Source organism: Mucilaginibacter panaciglaebae (assembly GCF_039539265.1).
Lineage (GTDB): Bacteria > Bacteroidota > Bacteroidia > Sphingobacteriales > Sphingobacteriaceae > Mucilaginibacter > Mucilaginibacter panaciglaebae.
Genome location: NZ_BAABCV010000003.1, coordinates 46312 through 63566, shown reverse-complemented (window position 1 = coordinate 63566; position 17255 = coordinate 46312). Strand labels below are relative to the sequence as shown.

Genomic DNA, 17255 nt, shown 5'->3' with positions numbered 1-17255 from the left:
TAGATAATTAACTACATATGTACTAAATTAGTGGATCACTTTGGATCACTTTTACTGACTTATAAGTCATTTTTTGGATCAATGAACAGGTGACCCATCCTAAAAAAAGTTTACACTAGGTCTTGTTAATTACTGGATTAAATTTACACTTTATCTTAAGATTTCGCCTATAACATCCTTTTGGCATTTTTCTTTATTTTCGCAAACAATGACATCTATTATATCAAAATTACCCCAGGTAGGCACTACTATTTTTACTACAATGTCGGCATTGTCGGCACAGGTGGGCGCTATTAATTTATCGCAGGGCTTCCCGGACTATGAGTGTTCGCCACAATTAGTAGAACTGGTTAATCAGGCCATGAAAGATGGTTATAACCAGTATGCGCCTATGGCGGGCAATAAAGCGCTGCGCGATGAAATATCGCTTAAAGTGCAAAAACTGCATAAGGCTACTTATAACCCCGATACCGAGATCACCATCACCGCAGGAGGCACACAGGGTATTTTCACCACAATAAGCGCTGTCATTCAGCCTAGTGACGAGGTGATTGTATTTGAACCTGCTTATGACAGTTATGCCCCTACAATCAAGATAATGGGCGGCGTTGTTAAATCGCTTGAACTGGAGCCTGCCAACAATTACCGTATTGATTGGAACATGGTTAAAAAGCTGGTCACTAATCGCACGCGGCTGATTATTTTGAACTCACCGCATAACCCTACCGCTACTATCTTGCATCAGGAAGATATTGAGCAGCTAAGCGCCATTGTACGCAGCCAGGATATTTTAATTTTAAGCGATGAGGTTTATGAACATTTGATTTATGATGGCGAAGTGCATCACAGCATGGCCCGGTATCCTGAATTAAAGGAACGTAGCTTTATCGTAGCTTCTTTCGGTAAATTATTTCATGCCACCGGGTGGAAAGTTGGTTATTGCCTGGCGCCGGCGCATTTAATGACCGAATTTAGAAAAGTGCACCAGTACCTGGTATTCAGCGTTAATTCGCCTGTGCAACAAGCTATTGCTCAGTACTTAAAAGATGAGGATACCTACCTGTCGTTGCCTGCTTTTTTTCAGCAAAAAAGAGATTATTTCAGGAAAGGACTAGCGGAAACTAAATTTGAATTACTACCTTCATATGGTTCTTATTTTCAATCAGTTAAGTATGGGCACCTAAACCAGGAGTTTGATACAGAGTTTGCAATGCGCTTAACCAGAGAGGCTGGCGTGGCTTGCATACCAACTTCGGCGTTTTATACCCGGGGCACGGATCATAAAGTTTTGAGATTTTGTTTTGCTAAAAAGCAAGAAACGTTAGATGACGCCGTTAATAGATTGTTAGATTTTAAATTTTGAGAAAATTATCGCGTATTAGTTAACCATTGTTGCCGAAACCCAATTTGCTATGGAGAATTTAAAAATTACTATATATCAAGGTTATTTATTTTGGGAAAAGATTGACCAAAACTTACAAAACATAGCACTGCGGCTCGGTAACATCCGCGAAAAGACAGACCTGATTATCCTACCGGAAATGTTTAACACTGGTTTTACCATGAACGCGCCTGACCTGGCCGAACCTATGGGCGGTAAAACCATGCAGTGGATGCACAAAATAGCTCAACGGTTTGATTGCGTGGTTACCGGCAGTTTGATTATTGCGGAAGCAGGCAAGTACTATAACCGCCTTATCTGGATGCTGCCTAACGGTACCTGCAATTATTACGATAAAAGGCACTTATTCGCCCTTGGTAATGAACATGATACTTACACCCCCGGTGCAAAGAGGTTGATTGTTGAACTTAAGGGCTGGAAAATTTGCCCGGCAATTTGTTATGACCTGCGTTTCCCGGTGTGGTTGCGCAACGTTAATGTGGCCTATGATCTGTTGTTGATTGTGGCCAACTGGCCTGAACGCCGCGCTTTACACTGGCGCACCTTAATCCCCGCCCGCGCGGTCGAAAATCAAAGCTACGTGATCGGCGTTAATCGTGTCGGCCATGATGGCAATGAGGTTTACCATTCGGGCGACTCGACCTGTATTGACCCTAATGGCAACGTGGTTTACTACAAGCGCGACGAAGAGGACGTTTATACCTTTACTATTATTGGTGATGAGGTAATAAAGACCCGCCGCGCTATGCCTTTTTTAAAGGATGCCGAAAAATTTAACCTAATTTAACCTGTTTTCCTGTCAATAAAACTGTAAACTTTCTTAATTTGCAGCTTTAACTAATTCACCCAAAGTGACAAAGATTTCCCGCGCTTTAGTATTTGGTTTACTGGCTTTTAGCCTTACCTCATCGGCACAAAAGAAAAAGGATTATACAAAATACGTTAACCCGTTTATTGGTACGGGTGGCCACGGGCATACCTACCCCGGTGCAGTAGTGCCGTTCGGCATGGTTCAGCTAAGTCCGGATACCCGTTTAGAAGGCTGGGACGGCTGCTCGGGTTATCATTATACCGACTCTGTGGTTTATGGCTTTTCGCATACCCACCTGAGTGGTACCGGCATTGCTGATTATTGCGACATACTGTTTATGCCTACTACAGGCAAACCGCAATTTAAAAATACTGACTACAGCTCGCCGTTTAAAAAGAAAAACGAGTTTGCTTCGCCGGGCTATTATAAGACCACGCTGGATAAATACAATATTAATGTTGAATTGACTGCTTCTACACGTGCAGGCATGCACCGTTACCATTATCCGTCTACCAAAGAAGCTAACATTATTATAGACCTGAAACACCGTGACCAGGTTTTAAACTCATGGGTGGAGATCATTAACGACCATGAGATTCGTGGTTACCGCGAGTCAAGAAGCTGGGCCAACGATCAGCACGTATATTTCTATGCCAAGTTCTCTAAGCCGTTTAAAGCCTATGGTATAGCGGTTAATGATGAGCTACAGGACGGATTGAAAAAAGCTGAGGGTAAGAACATCAAACTCTATATTCGCTTTGATAATCCGGGCCAGGTGATTTCAAAGGTCGGTATTTCATCGGTAAGTGCCGAAGGGGCATTAAAAAATTTGGATGCCGAGATGCCTGATTTTTATTTCAAGAAAGTACAACGGGCTGCCAAAACCCAGTGGGTAAACGCCCTGGCAAAAATTGAGTTAGAAGGTGGCGGACCTGAAGCAAAAGAAGAGCAATCGGCCGCTTATGGATACGGGCGTCCGTCAGATACAAAACCGGCAGACGTTGATTACGGAAAGCGTAAACGCACGATATTTTATACCGCCTTATACCACAGCATGTTATCACCCAATATCTATAGTGATATTGACGGTCAATATCGGGGTATGGATCAGAAGATACATACGGCGGATGGCTTTAATTACTATACCGTATTTTCTTTGTGGGATACTTTCCGCGCCGAGCATCCGCTGCTGACACTTATCGATAGAAAACGTACGCTTGATTTTATTAAAAGCTTTTTAGCGATATATGATCAGCAGGGATTGCTGCCGATCTGGTCGCTGGCTTCGAATGAAACTTATTGCATGATCGGCAATCATTCCATACCCGTTATTGTAGATGCCTATGCCAAAGGCATTCGCGATTTCAATGCCGAAAAAGCCCTGGACGCCATGAAAGCATCGGTGAACAGAAATCAATTTGGGCTGGATTCTTATCGCAAAAACGGGGCGGTACTGGCCGATAAGAACCAGGAATCTGTTTCTAAAACCTTAGAGTATGCTTACGACGATTGGTGTATTGCCCAATTTGCTAAAATGCTGAATAAGCCGGTTGATTACAACGAATATATTCAACGCGCACAATACTGGAAAAACGTGCAGAACAAAGATAACGGCTTTATGCAGGCCCGTGTAAACGGCGACTGGTACAAACCGTTCGACCCCAACGAGGTCAATAAAAACTATGTAGAGGGTAACGCCTGGCAGTATTCGTTCTTAGCGCCGCAAGATGTTAACAGCTTGATTAACCGCATGGGCGGCAAAGCAGGTTTCAGTGCTAAATTAAATGAACTATTTACTACCACTGCCCCGCTTACCGGTATCAAGCAATCTGACATTACAGGCTTGATTGGTCAGTACGCGCATGGCAACGAGCCGAGCCACCACATGGCTTACCTTTTTAATTTTACCGACGATGCTGATAAGACCCAATTTTATGTTAACCGCATCATGGACGAACAATATACCGACAAACCCGATGGCCTTGCCGGTAACGATGATTGCGGACAAATGTCGGCCTGGTATGTGATGAGCGCCCTGGGTATCTACAACATAGCACCGGGGCAACAGCAGTTCCAGATTGGTTTGCCGCAGTTTGAAAGTGCAGTGATCCATCTTGAAAATGGGAAGAAGTTTACTATCCTTAATTCAGGAAGCTCGGTAGCGCGCAATAATATTTACTTGCAGGGCATCAATCTTAACAAAAAAGCCTACAACAAGCTTTATTTAAACTATGACGATATAGCCAACGGCGGTGAATTTGAAGTCTTTACGGGACGCTTAGCCAATAAAATATTTATGCAGGATCTTGAAAAATCGACCTCAAATATAACTGATAACCTGATTGTGCCTAATCCAACTATTACTTTGCTGAAAACCTTTGCGCCACCAACTCAGGCTGAGATCAAAAGCAACGATATGGAGGCTGATGTAATTTATTACACTACTGACGGTTCAACGCCTACTATTTCATCTGCTGTTTACAGCAAAGCTATTCCGGTTACCTCAAAAATGATCATTAAAGCTATTGCCGTACGCAATAGAAAATCAAGCTTTGTAACGGAGGCAAACTTTTAACCTCATTTAGTAAACACACATGGCTTATAATGAAAATTTAGCTGACAGAATTCGCGAAGCACTTATTGAGCGTGGTGTTGAAAATATCGAAGAAAAAAAGATGTTTCGCGGACTTTGTTTTATGGTGGACGGAAAAATGTGCCTCTGCGTCAGCGCAGAAGAAATGATGTGCCGCATTGGCCCCGAATATAAAGAGGCATTGGAGTTAAATGGTGTGCGTGGCATGATACGCAACGGCAAACCGTTAAAAGATTTTGTATATGTAAGCCCCGTGGCTATGAAAACAAAAAAAGAATTTGAGAGTTGGATTGATAAATCTTTAGCGTTTAATAAATTTGCCCGCGCCACAAAAAAATAACCCTAAAATTTTGTGCAGGCACCCCCTCCCTAAAATTTAACTGTTAAAATTGCGTTGTTACCTATTTATAAACCGGCTGTTATATTGAGCCATTAATTTTACATCTTTACCGAATGTTCAGACGTATAAAAAACCAATACCTGAGATACTTTGTCATCTTCATCTACGCCATAATCATCTTCTTTTGTGCTATAGAATTAAACTTTTTATGGCTGTTTGGCTATTCGCCGGATATGAATGATATCAAGACACCGACGATGTCTGTAGGTTCGCAGGTTTATACGGCTGACGGCAAACTTATTGGCGAATACTACCATGAAAACCGCTCGCCGGTGGAGTTTAAAGAAATCTCGCCCAGTATTATCAATGCCCTGGTAGCTACCGAGGATGTTCGCTTCTACAAACACGGCGGTGTGGACTTTTATTCTTTCTTTACCAGTATGCTCTCAACTGCCAAAGGGGACAAACGCGGCGGCAGTACCATTACTCAACAGTTGGCCAAGAACCTGTTTGCTACACGTAAACGCAAATCGCAAGGTGTTTTTGGGCACCTACCACTGGTACGTACATTGGTGTCAAAATGTAAAGAATGGTTAACGGCCTATAAGATCGAGCACATTTATAACAAGCAGGAAATACTTACCATGTATTTGAATACCGTTCCATTTGGAAATAACTCTTTCGGTATAAAAACCGCGACCTTGAAATTCTTTGATAAAACGCCGAATGAAGTTACGCCCGCTGAGGCGGCAACTTTGATAGGTATGCTGAAGGCGACATCGACCTACAACCCTATTAATAATCCTGAACGTTCTTTAGAGCGCCGTAATACGGTACTGAGCCAGATGGAAAAATACAATTATTTGAGTAAGGCCGATTATGACAAATACAGTAAATTACCCATCGGTTTAAATTTGAGTTATGTAGAAGACGATTCGCATGGCGACTCCTACATCCGCGAAGCAGTTGAGCGTTGGCTAAAAAAATGGTGTAAGGACAATGATTATGATTTGTACGAAGATGGCTTGAAAATATATACCACTATCGACTCTCGTTTGCAGGAATATGCTGAAGAAGCGGTTGCCGAAAAGATGAAGATGTTGCAAAAACGTTTCAACAACATCTGGGGAAACAAAAACCCATGGAGAGACTCGAAAGGAAATGAGATCAAAGATTTTGTGTCGAAGAACGAGCAGAAATTACCCATTTATAAAATGCTTGTAGCCAAATATCACGGCGATACCACTCAGATAAATAGCTATTTTGAAAAGCCTAAACGCATGAAGGTTTTTACCTGGAAAGGCGAGCAGGATACTACATTCTCCAGCATTGACTCGATAAAATATTATGCGCGTATCCTGAATACCGGCATGATGACCATTGAGCCATCAACCGGGAAAATCAAAGTTTGGGTGGGCGGTATCAACCACAAATATTTCAATTACGACCACGTAAATCAAGCCAAACGTCAGGCTGGGTCTACCTTTAAGCCTTTTGCGTATTTAACTGCTTTGGATAACGGCTATACCCCTTGCGACAAGTTTACCGATCAGCCTGTTTCCATAAAATATACTGACGAAGGCAGAGAGCAGGTTTGGGAACCCAATAACGCTGATTTCCATTTCAGCTATCAGGAAATGTCATTGCGCTGGGCCATGGGTAAATCGGTTAACTCAATCACCGCGCAATTGACGGAGAAAGTTGGTTGGGATAAAATTGTTCAATACGCACATAGAGTTGGTATTGAAAGCCCGCTGAAGGCTGTGCCTTCGGTTTCGTTAGGATCAAATGATGTTTCGGTTTATGAAATGGTGCGCGCGTATAGCACCTTCCTGAATAAAGGTCAAAAGATCGATCCGTTGCTGGTTACTAAAATTACTGATCATGACGGTAATGTTATCCAGGAATTTACGGTCAAAATGGAGCAGGTGATCAGCGAAGAAGTTGCCTGGCTAATGCTTTATATGTTCCGCGGCGGTATGGAAGAACCTGGCGGTACGTCACAGGCCTTGTGGGAGTATAATGGACTCTGGAAAAAGAACAACCAGATTGGCGGTAAAACCGGTACCTCATCAGACTATGTCGATGGTTGGTATATGGGTATCACTAAAGACCTGGTTACGGGCGTTTGGGTTGGAGCAGATGATCGCAGTGTGCACTTTACTACTTCAGAGAGCGGTGAAGGCTCACATACTGCATTACCAATATTTGGCGCTTTTATGGAGAAGGTCTATGCCGATAAACAATCCGGCTATACTTATGGACCGTTTCCTAAACCGTGGGTTAAGATCACCAAAAGCTATGACTGTCCGTCGCCAAGAATATCAACAGATACTACCTCTACAGATAGTTTAGACATGCCTGTAGATACGCTGAACCCACCCGCCATAATTCCGGATGTCAATCCAACAGGTACGGGTACTAATCAGCAGTAAATATTAAAGTCTATTTATTAATTTAGCGGCGAGGTACAATACATGAATCAAAATTTATCCGCTTTAAATAAATCGATAAAATATTTATTGGTATTGCTGTGTTTTATTGGCTGCCTGCTTGTTAGCCCCGGGGTTGAGGCCCAATACTTTGGGCAAAATAAGGTACGTTATAAAAACTTAAAGTTTAAGGTTTATAAAACGCCGCACTTTGAGCTGTATTATTATCTGAAAAATGATAGTATGATAAGGCGGTTTGCACAGGAAAGCGAACTGTGGTATACCTTACATCAGCAGGTTTTCAGAGATACCTTTCGGAGAGCCAACCCTATCATCCTTTATGCTAACCACCCTGATTTCCAACAAACTACAGCCATTGATGGCGAGATAGATGTTGGCACAGGCGGTATTACCGAAGGTTTGAAAAATCGGGTAGTTATGCCGGTGATGGAGAACAACCAGATGACCCGCCATGTAATTGGCCACGAATTGGTGCATGCCTTTCAGTACCACATCCTGTTGGGGCATGAAGATAATAATTATGAAAACATAAATAACCTGCCATTGTGGATGATTGAGGGCATGGCCGAATACCTGTCACTGGGAAAAAAGGATTCATACACCGCCATGTGGATGCGTGATGCTTACCTTAACCATGACATCCCAACGGTTAAAGATTTGACCGAAAGCAACAAATATTTTCCATACCGTTATGGCGAGGCATTCTGGAGCTTCATTGGTTCAACCTATGGCGATACTATTATTACGCCTTTTTTTAAAAACACCGCTCGTTTTGGTTTAGCTTATGGCATAAGGCGCACATTTGGTTATGACGATAAAACCTTGTCCAAACTTTGGAAGAATTCCATTGAAGCCACCTATAAGCCTCTCCTGAAAGATACCATACAGAAACCTGTGGGACAATTAATAGTAAGCGATAAAAACGCAGGCAAGATGAACATCGCCCCGGCTATTAGTCCTGATGGCAAATATCTGGCCTTCCTGTCCGAGAAAAACCTGTTTACGATCGACCTTTTCCTGGCGGATGCAAAAACAGGGACGGTTATCAAGAAGTTAACCAGCAAGGTATCTAACACCCATATTGACGAATTTAACTTTATTGAGTCGGCCGGCACCTGGTCGCCAGACGGAAAGAAGTTCGCATTCAGCGTATTTGCTAAAGGCCGCAACCGCATGCTGGTAGTTGAAGTACCAAGCGGACGCATACTGGAAGATATTTCGATGGGCAAAGCCGGGCAGTTCAGCAACCTTTCATGGTCGCCGGATGGTAGCCAGATTGTATTTCAGGGATTAGCTGAAGGTCAGGGTGATTTATACCTGTATAACTTTAGTACAAAACAAATCAGGCAATTAACCAACGATAAGTATTCAGACTATCAGCCAAGCTTTTCAAGAGATGGCAAGAGGATTGTCTTTTCAAGCGACCGTGCCACTTATGATAAAACCACATCGCAGGATATTACATTTGATCTGGCCGAATATGATTTAGCTACTGGGAAGATCACTAACTTACCGGTATTTAATGGCGCTAACAATCTGAATGCACAATATTCTTCAGATGGGACGCAAATCTATTTCCTGTCAAACCGGGATGGGTTCCGCAACATGTACCGCTATACTATTGCGACTGGCAAAGTTGAGCAAATGACCGACCTGTTTACAGGTATTTGCGGTATCACTGAATTTTCGCCGGCATTAAGCATATCTGCTAATAATGATATTGTTTATTCTTACTACAGGGCGCAAAAGTATTCGTTGTATAATGCAAAGGCATCAGACTTTACACCTAAGCCCGTAGAAGCTGGATATGTCAACTTTGAAGCGGCTATGTTACCGCCGGCACGTGCAGTTGGTGTAGATCTGATCAACTCAAATCTTAATAATTACCTGGCGTATCCAAAAATACCCAGCGACTCAATCGCCTCAATACCTTATAAACCCAAGTTTAAGTTAGATTATCTGGCAAGTAGCGGTATTGGTGCTTCGGTGAGTTCGTACGGTACAGGTTTGGCAAGTGGCGTACAAGGTGTATTTAGCGATATTCTTGGCCGTAACCAAATCTACGCAGGTGTGGCTATCAATGGCGAGGTCTATGACTTTGGCGGGCAGGTAGTTTATATAAACCAGACCGGCCGTTGGAACTTTGGCGGCGGCATATCACATATCCCTTATCAGTTTGCTAATTATAATGTAGTTGCTACCACGCATAATTTTGGCGGTACCACCGTCCCGGTAACTGAGGAGCGTTACGATATCATTCGCATTTTTGAAGATCAGGCTTCGCTTTTCACCTCCTACCCGCTTTCAAAATCAACTCGCATTGAATTTGGCGGGGGCGCTTCGCAATACTACTACCGGGTTGACCGCTACAGTACTTTGTATGACACCTTAGGTAAGGTACTTGATTATTCAAAAAATCACATATCTAATTCAGATTATAACTCCGACCCGCTAAATGGCGGAACGCAGCTAAAACCTTTTACAGTTTTCCAGGCTAATACAGCCTTAGTAGGTGATAACTCTTTCTTCGGTGTTGCGTCACCGCTTAATGGCTATCGTTACCGCTTAGAGGCCGAATACGATTTTGGTACCTATCAATTTTTTGCGCCAACTATTGACATCCGCAAGTATATCAGGGTTCAACCAGTTACTTTTGCGGCACGCTTATACGGTTATGGAAGATTTGGCAATTCAAACGGTTTATATCCGCTTTATATTGGCTACCCGTTCCTGATCAGAGGTTATGAAGCGCAGACATTTTACAATGGAAACGGTAAGCCAAGTAATGGGTTTACTATTGATCAGTTGTCAGGAACCCGCACAGCTATTGCTAATTTTGAAGTTCGCTTGCCATTTACCGGTCCCGAAAAATTATCAGCCGTTAAATCTAAATTCTTTTTTTCAGAGCTTAACTTCTTTTTTGACGCAGGTTTAGCCTGGAGCTCAGGTAATCAGGTAAAATTCCAAATGGCACCAGACAGAGTTGGTACCGATGCAAACGGTAATGGTATTTATAATACCAATCAGCATGTACCGGCTTTAAGTACAGGTTTATCTTTGCGCGTAAACATCTTTGGTTACTTTGTGTTAGAGCCTTACCTGGCGATTCCGTTTAATCGTAATGATGTTAATAAGCCCGTATTTGGTTTAGGATTTACTCCGGGATGGTAATTTAAACATAACACGATCTTGACGGTTATATAATGTAATGAAGAAACTGGTTCTCTCTATAGGATTATTATTGGGCTCGTGGAGTTTATTTGCCCAGGCCAATGTTGTCGACTCATCTCAGCAAATAGCTAAAAACACGCAGTTGGCATTGAAAAATAACGAAGGCTCAAAAATGTTGCATACTGATGACGCCACGACAAACATCTACAATTCGCCTGAATTTTGGAGTTTTTATAGAGCTATAAAATTTGCTAATTTGAGTGAGACTATCCGCAGCCGGGGGCCGCTAACGGTATTTGCACCCGATAATGATGCATTTGCTAAGATGCCCCGGGGCAAAATGGATTCTCTTTTGAACACAAAACGGTTACCTGATTTAATTGCAATGGTTACCTATCATGTTATTCCGGGTATATTAAAAGCTAAGGATATCATACACGAAATAAATACACATAACGGTACAGCTACATTTACTACACTAACCGGCAATAAATTAAGGGCAAAGCTAGATGCTAACCGGAACATTGTATTGATTGATGAGAACGGCGGGCAAAGCGTCATAAGCAAATTTGATATCACACAAAATAACGGCGTACTTCATATAATAAATGCCGTGTTAATTCCTAAGTTTAAAGACATATAAAAGGGATACATTTATAAAACAATACTACAACCGCTGCCTCCCATTTGATGGTTAGTTCTGCACTTTAATTATAGCAGACCTTATTTTAAGCTATAACAGCATTACGACGATTATTAATAGCTGGGCGTAATTGTGTTTTATTACGCAAGCCGCTTTCATAATTTAAGCCGATGGTCAGATCAATCCAGTTAGGGTTTACCGGTCTGATCATTTTTTCTTTCTGCGGCCTGGTAAAAGTGCTTACCGTTTTAAAACGTTCCATCGCCAACTCTTCAGAATTTATCTCTTCAAAATAAACCAAACGGTTTAGTTGCTTGGCGCTGTCAAAAAATAAAGTGGGCATTTCTTCATAAAACTTCACAGTTTTTAATAAATCTGAGCAAAGGCCCACGTGTAAATTATTGCGGTTTCTGTCGGTGATGATATAAATAAAACGTTTCATTTGATAATAAATTTGCTGTTTAAAAAATAATTACTAATTTTATGAGCATAAAAATACTAACAATTTTAGTAAATGCAAATTTTATGACAAAAATTTCATCAAATATTAAATTCTTACGAAAAAACAAGGGTTTAACACAGCAACAGTTTGCTGATCAGGTAGGTATAAAAAGATCATTGGTGGGTGCATATGAGGAAGAACGAGCCGAACCTAAATACGATTTGCTAAAAACAATAGCAAACTTCTTTGAAATTACCGTTGATGATTTCATAAATGAGACGATTGACGAAAAATTTTTAGCAAAACCCAAAGCTAATGCCGGCGGCTTGCGCGTATTGAGTATATCTGTTGATAAGGAGGATAATGAAAATATTGAAATGGTGCCGCTAAAAGCCAGCGCTGGCTATATGAATGGTTATGCCGACCCTGAATATGTGGCGCAATTGCCTAAGCTTTATTTACCAATGTTTAAGCAAGGCACCTACCGTGGCTTTGAAATTAAAGGCGATTCGATGTTACCGCTTGTTTCGGGTACTACTATTATAGGTGAATATGTCGAGAATTGGGGCGATATTAAAGCCAATGAAACTTATGTCGTCATCTCAAAAAATGATGGCGTGGTTTATAAACGTATTGGAAATAAGTTTAAGGACAACAAAAAGCTGAAACTAGTGTCTGATAACCCTGCGTATGACCCCTACGAAATTAACGGCGAAGATGTTTTGGAGGTGTGGAAAGCTAAGGCATATATATCCACTCATCTGCCTCTTCCTACCCCTGAACCCACCATGGAAAGCCTGACTACAATGATGGCGCAGATGCAAAGATCAATAGCTAAGTTAGAAGGCAACAATTAAGTTACATACTATTGGTTAAACTTTATTCATTTATCTTTATCATAACACCAAAAATTAAATCTGAAGAAAAAATGAAAAAGTTATTATTAGTATGCGCTTTCGTCTTAGGACTTAGTGCAATTAGCTTCGCCCAGGATAACAATGGCGGCCAAAATGGTGGCAGACGTAGAGGTGGCAACCCTACACAAATGACCGCCAGACTTAAAGAACAGTTATCGCTCACTGACGATCAGGTTGCTAAAGTTACGGCAATATACACTGCTCAGGCTAAAGTGCAGGATAGTTTAAGAACTGCAAGCAATGGCGACAGACAAGCAATACGCCCCGCTATAACTGCATTAAGAAAATCAACCAATGATAAGATCACGGCTGTTTTAACTGCAGATCAGGCAGAAAAATTCAAAAAACAATTAGCCGACCAGGCAGCAAGACAAGCTGCCAGACAAAACGGTAACTAATTTTTATAACGTAAACAATAAGAGCGGCTTAGGGCCGCTCTTATTGTTTATAGCTACCTCTAAAACTTTATAGCAACATTTAAGTTACACAGTAAGATGTTCGATTAACCCTGCTATCTTTATATATCACCAAATCAAAACAAACCAAAAAACATGAAAAAAGTATTATTAGTATGCGCTTTCGTTCTAGGAATTAGCGCAGTTAGCTTTGCCCAGGGCGGTGGCCGTATGCGTATGACCCCTCAGGCTCAAACAGACACACTGAAAGCACACGTTAGCGGTGTTACAGCCGACCAAAGCACTAAACTACTGGCAGTTTACACTGCAGTGGCTAAATCTCGTGACAGCTTAAGACAAGCTGCCGGCGATGACAGACAAGCAATGATGGCTGGTTTTATGAAAATGCAAACCACAACCGACGCTAAAGTTAAAGCGGTTTTAACTGCTGATCAAGCTAAAGAATACCAAACGTGGGCCGACAAGCGTATGGCACAAATGAGAGCACGGATGAACGGTAACTAGTCAATATTAACCGACAAAATCAACAACCATGAAAAAATTAGTATTGGTATTTGCCTTTATCATAGGCGTAAGCGCAGTTAGCTTCGCACAAGGCGGCGGCAGAAGAACACCGAAAGAACAAACCGATCGTTTAAAAGAGCAAATTGCGGGTATCACCGACGATCAGGCCACTAAAATCACTACGGTATACACCGAAGCAGGAAAAAAACGTGACAGCCTAATGAAGGCATCAAACGGCGACAGACAAGCAATGATGGGCGCTTATATGAAAATGATGCCGGCAACTGACGCAAAGATTAAAGCAATCTTAACTGCTGATCAGGCTAAAGAATATCAAAAAATAGTTGACGCGCGCGCAGAGCGCATGAAGCAAATGCAAAACGGCAATTAATAAAAAACTCACATTTATAAAAGTAAAGCTCCGGTTAACCGGGGCTTTCTTTATTTTAGCTGAAATTTTCAGCAATTGAATCCGGCAGAAAAATATATTCAAGGCAGGCTTGATCAGCGCAAGCAAAATGGCGGGTATCGTACGTTGAAGCCTCAAAGCAACCTGACAGATTTTTGTTCGAACGACTATCTGGGTTTTGCCCGGTCGACCGTATTAAAAGCGGCTATTGATGCAGAGGTTGGCTGCCACCTTAGTTTAAATGGGGCTACCGGCTCGAGATTAATATCAGGCAACCTCATTTATACGGAAGACCTGGAACGTGAAATAGCGGCTTTATTTAGTGCCGAGGCTGGTTTACTGTTCAATTCGGGTTATGATGCTAACCTGGGACTACTCTCCTCCCTGCCGCAGCGTGGCGATACCATTATAGCAGATGAGCTGATCCATGCCTCGTTGATTGACGGAGCACGCCTGAGTCATGCTAACCGTTATAGTTTCAGGCACAACGATTTAGCCGCTCTAGAGGCCAAACTACAAAATGCCAAAGGTGTAATTTATGTGGTTACTGAAAGCATTTTTTCGATGGATGGTGATTCGCCGGAATTAGAGGCTATGGTTACTTTATGTGAACGATATCAGGCAAATTTAATAGTAGACGAAGCGCATGCTCTAGGTTTATACAAAAATGGAATTGTTTCTGCTTTAGGATTGCAAGACCGCATATTTGCCCGTATAGTGACATTTGGAAAAGGCCTGGGATGCCATGGAGCCATTGTGTTGGGTAGCAATTTACTGCGTCAATACCTGATTAATTATGCGCGTTCATTTATTTACACAACTGCAGCGCCATTTCATCAATTAGCTGCTGCCAGAGCGGCTTTTAAGTTATTACAAGTTTCAGATTTGCAAATAAATGAATTACATCATCGTATTAAATTATTTAAGAAAGCTGTTGCTTTAAATGAAAATACCGAATATTCTTTAATTAATAGTGATAGCGCTATACAATGTATCCGGCTTAAAAGCAATGACAAAGCAAAAGCGTCCGCAGCCCAATTGCAAAACCAGGGATTTGATGTGAGAGCAATTTTAAGTCCCACGGTGGCTCAGGGCAGCGAACGGATACGGATATGCCTCCACGCCTATAACACGCCCGACGAAGTGACATCGTTGGCTTATGAAATTAATAACCTACTCAATGAATAAACCATTATTTATAACAGGCATTGGTACCGGTATTGGCAAAACCATTGTCTCAGCAATTTTAGTTGAAAGCCTTAAAGCCGATTACTGGAAACCTATACAATCCGGCGATTTGGATAATAGCGATACTTTGAGTGTACAAAACCTGGTATCAAATACAAAATCGGTGTTTCATGCCGAAGCTTATCGATTAACGCAGCCCTTCTCCCCTCATAAATCGGCTGCCCTGGATGGTATCGAGATAGATCCGTCAACCATAAAAATCCCCAAAACTGATAACACCTTGATTATTGAGGGTGCCGGTGGATTGATGGTTCCATTAAACGATAGTTTTTTAATGATCGACCTGATTGGACAGTTAGCTGCAGAAGTCATCCTGGTGGTTAAACATTATTTAGGCAGTATTAATCATACATTATTGTCGTTAGAAGCATTGCACAGACGTAACATTCCGATAAAGGCACTTATTTTTAATGGTGAAGCCAACGAATCATCAGAAGAAGTGATTAAACGATTTGCCAATTGCCGCACTTTGTCAATTCCGGATATTCAATATATCACTAAAGAAAATATCGCCGGTATTAAAATAGAATTGTAATCCACATGAAGAAAATAGCGGTAATAGGTTCAGGAACCATGGGCAACGGCATAGCACATACACTGGCGCAATATGGTTTTGATGTATCATTAATTGACTTAGACAATGAGGCGTTACAGCGGGGTTTACAAACTATTAGCCTTAATCTGGATAAACAGATCAAAAAAGAAACGATTACTCAAACTCATAAAACAGCTACTTTAAGCCGCATATCCACCTATACTGATTTAAAAGCGGGTGTTACCGGCGCGACTTTGGTAATTGAAGCAGTAACCGAAAGCCGTGAGGTAAAGCTTAGGCTATTTCGACAGCTTAGCGATGTATGTGCTAACGATACTATTCTTGCAACTAATACATCGTCAATAGCTATCACACAAATTGCGTCGGTTACCAAATGGCCTGAAAATGTAATTGGCATGCATTTCATGAATCCTGTGCCATTGATGAAGCTGGTTGAGGTTATCAAAGGCGAGAAAACCTCAGTCAAGACAATCGAAACAATTATGCAGTTAGCGCGGCAGTTAGATAAAATCCCTGTTGAGGTAAATGATTCGCCGGGTTTTGTGGCTAATCGTATCCTGATGCCAATGATCAATGAAGCAATTTTTACTTTGTATGAAGGCGTGTCGGGCGTTGAAGAAATTGATACCGTCATGAAATTGGGCATGGCCCACCCTATGGGACCGTTACAGTTGGCTGATTTTATTGGATTAGATATTTGCCTGGCTATTATGCAAGTATTGCACGACGGGTTTAAAACTGATAAATACTTGCCTTGCCCTTTGTTAATAGAGATGGTAAACACCAACGAGCTCGGCGTAAAAACAGGCAGCGGTTTCTATAAATATCCCCCCGGCAGCAATGATTTGGTTATAGCCCGCCGGTTTGCCCGGTAACCCCATTAAACTTTTCAGATCAATATTTGTCAATAATTAAAAAAATTGACTGATGAAAACGATAGCAAAAGTTGGATTATTATTAACCTTAACCGCCAGCCTGTTAACATCCTGTGCCGGTGATTATTATGTTGCCAATCGCCCTGAAGCCCCTTATTATGTAAGACCTGCCTCGCCTTATGCCAGAGCTGTTTGGATAGACGGTGAATGGGTATGGAATGGCGGCCGTTATACTTATGTTGGCGGACATTGGGCCCGTCCACGTGCAGGACGTGTTTGGATACGAGGCACCTGGGTACATGGCCCAAGGGGCTATGCATGGCACAGAGGATACTGGAGATAACAAACCACTATTTTGAAAACATAAGCCGGTTGTAACTAATAATCGGCTTTTCTCGTATCATAGTGCATAAATAGACGCTTTGTTGATAAGTTTATTATTGTATAATTTCTGAAATTATCTTTAATTTTATCG

Annotated in this window: 16 protein-coding genes; 15 read left to right on the top strand and 1 reads right to left on the bottom strand. The window is 41.8% G+C overall.

Annotation, left to right across the window (positions count from 1 at the left end):
• Positions 1-208: 208 nt before the first annotated feature.
• The 7 genes from ABD772_RS04480 to ABD772_RS04450 all read left to right on the top strand — a co-directional run bounded on the left by ABD772_RS04480 (position 209) and on the right by ABD772_RS04450 (position 11413).
• Positions 209-1363, top strand: a complete 1155-nt coding sequence (locus tag ABD772_RS04480; RefSeq protein WP_345101245.1) for a methionine aminotransferase — start codon at positions 209-211, stop codon at positions 1361-1363.
• Between the two features lie 49 nt (positions 1364-1412).
• On the top strand, positions 1413-2189 hold the full coding sequence (locus ABD772_RS04475; protein WP_345101244.1) for an amidohydrolase: 777 nt from the start codon (positions 1413-1415) through the stop codon (positions 2187-2189).
• A 64-nt stretch (positions 2190-2253) separates the two neighbouring features.
• Entirely contained in the window at positions 2254-4788 is a 2535-nt protein-coding gene (locus ABD772_RS04470; protein WP_345101243.1) for a GH92 family glycosyl hydrolase, read from the top strand.
• A gap of 19 nt (positions 4789-4807) precedes the next feature.
• Complete coding sequence (locus tag ABD772_RS04465; protein WP_345101242.1) at positions 4808-5146, top strand: TfoX/Sxy family protein; 339 nt, start codon at positions 4808-4810, stop codon at positions 5144-5146.
• Positions 5147-5259: 113 nt separating this feature from the next.
• The gene (locus ABD772_RS04460) at positions 5260-7581 is read left to right on the top strand and encodes a penicillin-binding protein 1A (protein WP_345101241.1); all 2322 of its coding nucleotides are present in this window, start codon (positions 5260-5262) and stop codon (positions 7579-7581) included.
• A 42-nt stretch (positions 7582-7623) separates the two neighbouring features.
• On the top strand, positions 7624-10770 hold the full coding sequence (locus ABD772_RS04455; RefSeq protein ID WP_345101240.1) for a tolB protein precursor: 3147 nt from the start codon (positions 7624-7626) through the stop codon (positions 10768-10770).
• Between the two features lie 37 nt (positions 10771-10807).
• On the top strand, positions 10808-11413 hold the full coding sequence (locus ABD772_RS04450) for a fasciclin domain-containing protein (RefSeq protein ID WP_345101239.1): 606 nt from the start codon (positions 10808-10810) through the stop codon (positions 11411-11413).
• Positions 11414-11498: 85 nt separating this feature from the next.
• Here ABD772_RS04450 and ABD772_RS04445 read toward each other — a convergent pair whose 3' ends face one another.
• On the bottom strand, positions 11499-11855 hold the full coding sequence (locus ABD772_RS04445; protein WP_345101238.1) for a GIY-YIG nuclease family protein: 357 nt from the start codon (positions 11853-11855) through the stop codon (positions 11499-11501).
• Between the two features lie 83 nt (positions 11856-11938).
• Between ABD772_RS04445 and ABD772_RS04440 the strand changes: the two genes are divergently transcribed.
• From ABD772_RS04440 to ABD772_RS04405, 8 genes are all read left to right on the top strand, one after another.
• A complete protein-coding gene (locus tag ABD772_RS04440; protein WP_345101237.1) occupies positions 11939-12712 on the top strand; it encodes an XRE family transcriptional regulator in 774 nt (257 codons plus the stop codon).
• Between the two features lie 71 nt (positions 12713-12783).
• Positions 12784-13170: a hypothetical protein gene (locus ABD772_RS04435; RefSeq protein ID WP_345101236.1), complete on the top strand. Its 387-nt coding sequence runs from the start codon at positions 12784-12786 to the stop codon at positions 13168-13170.
• Positions 13171-13323: 153 nt separating this feature from the next.
• On the top strand, positions 13324-13692 hold the full coding sequence (locus ABD772_RS04430; protein ID WP_345101235.1) for a hypothetical protein: 369 nt from the start codon (positions 13324-13326) through the stop codon (positions 13690-13692).
• 28 nt (positions 13693-13720) lie between these two features.
• The gene (locus ABD772_RS04425) at positions 13721-14083 is read left to right on the top strand and encodes a hypothetical protein (protein WP_345101234.1); all 363 of its coding nucleotides are present in this window, start codon (positions 13721-13723) and stop codon (positions 14081-14083) included.
• 75 nt (positions 14084-14158) lie between these two features.
• Positions 14159-15289 carry an aminotransferase class I/II-fold pyridoxal phosphate-dependent enzyme gene (locus tag ABD772_RS04420; protein ID WP_345101233.1) on the top strand — a complete coding sequence of 377 codons (1131 nt, stop codon included), beginning with the start codon at positions 14159-14161 and terminating at the stop codon, positions 15287-15289.
• Positions 15282-15884 (top strand): dethiobiotin synthase, encoded by a 603-nt coding sequence (bioD, locus tag ABD772_RS04415; protein WP_345101232.1) that lies wholly within the window; start codon positions 15282-15284, stop codon positions 15882-15884. Before ABD772_RS04420 ends, bioD begins: the two co-directional genes overlap by 8 nt.
• A gap of 5 nt (positions 15885-15889) precedes the next feature.
• Entirely contained in the window at positions 15890-16780 is an 891-nt protein-coding gene (locus ABD772_RS04410) for a 3-hydroxybutyryl-CoA dehydrogenase (protein WP_345101231.1), read from the top strand.
• Positions 16781-16832: 52 nt separating this feature from the next.
• Positions 16833-17123, top strand: a complete 291-nt coding sequence (locus ABD772_RS04405) for a hypothetical protein (protein ID WP_345101230.1) — start codon at positions 16833-16835, stop codon at positions 17121-17123.
• The last annotated feature ends 132 nt before the right edge of the window (positions 17124-17255 follow it).

Coding starts and splice junctions, on each gene's coding strand:
- ABD772_RS04480 (WP_345101245.1), top strand. CDS start 209: ATGACATCTATTATATCAAAATTACCCCAGGTAGGCACTACTATTTTT.
- ABD772_RS04475 (WP_345101244.1), top strand. CDS start 1,413: ATGGAGAATTTAAAAATTACTATATATCAAGGTTATTTATTTTGGGAA.
- ABD772_RS04465 (WP_345101242.1), top strand. CDS start 4,808: ATGGCTTATAATGAAAATTTAGCTGACAGAATTCGCGAAGCACTTATT.
- ABD772_RS04460 (WP_345101241.1), top strand. CDS start 5,260: ATGTTCAGACGTATAAAAAACCAATACCTGAGATACTTTGTCATCTTC.
- ABD772_RS04455 (WP_345101240.1), top strand. CDS start 7,624: ATGAATCAAAATTTATCCGCTTTAAATAAATCGATAAAATATTTATTG.
- ABD772_RS04450 (WP_345101239.1), top strand. CDS start 10,808: ATGAAGAAACTGGTTCTCTCTATAGGATTATTATTGGGCTCGTGGAGT.
- ABD772_RS04445 (WP_345101238.1), bottom strand. CDS start 11,855: ATGAAACGTTTTATTTATATCATCACCGACAGAAACCGCAATAATTTA.
- ABD772_RS04440 (WP_345101237.1), top strand. CDS start 11,939: ATGACAAAAATTTCATCAAATATTAAATTCTTACGAAAAAACAAGGGT.
- ABD772_RS04435 (WP_345101236.1), top strand. CDS start 12,784: ATGAAAAAGTTATTATTAGTATGCGCTTTCGTCTTAGGACTTAGTGCA.
- ABD772_RS04430 (WP_345101235.1), top strand. CDS start 13,324: ATGAAAAAAGTATTATTAGTATGCGCTTTCGTTCTAGGAATTAGCGCA.
- ABD772_RS04425 (WP_345101234.1), top strand. CDS start 13,721: ATGAAAAAATTAGTATTGGTATTTGCCTTTATCATAGGCGTAAGCGCA.
- bioD (WP_345101232.1), top strand. CDS start 15,282: ATGAATAAACCATTATTTATAACAGGCATTGGTACCGGTATTGGCAAA.
- ABD772_RS04410 (WP_345101231.1), top strand. CDS start 15,890: ATGAAGAAAATAGCGGTAATAGGTTCAGGAACCATGGGCAACGGCATA.
- ABD772_RS04405 (WP_345101230.1), top strand. CDS start 16,833: ATGAAAACGATAGCAAAAGTTGGATTATTATTAACCTTAACCGCCAGC.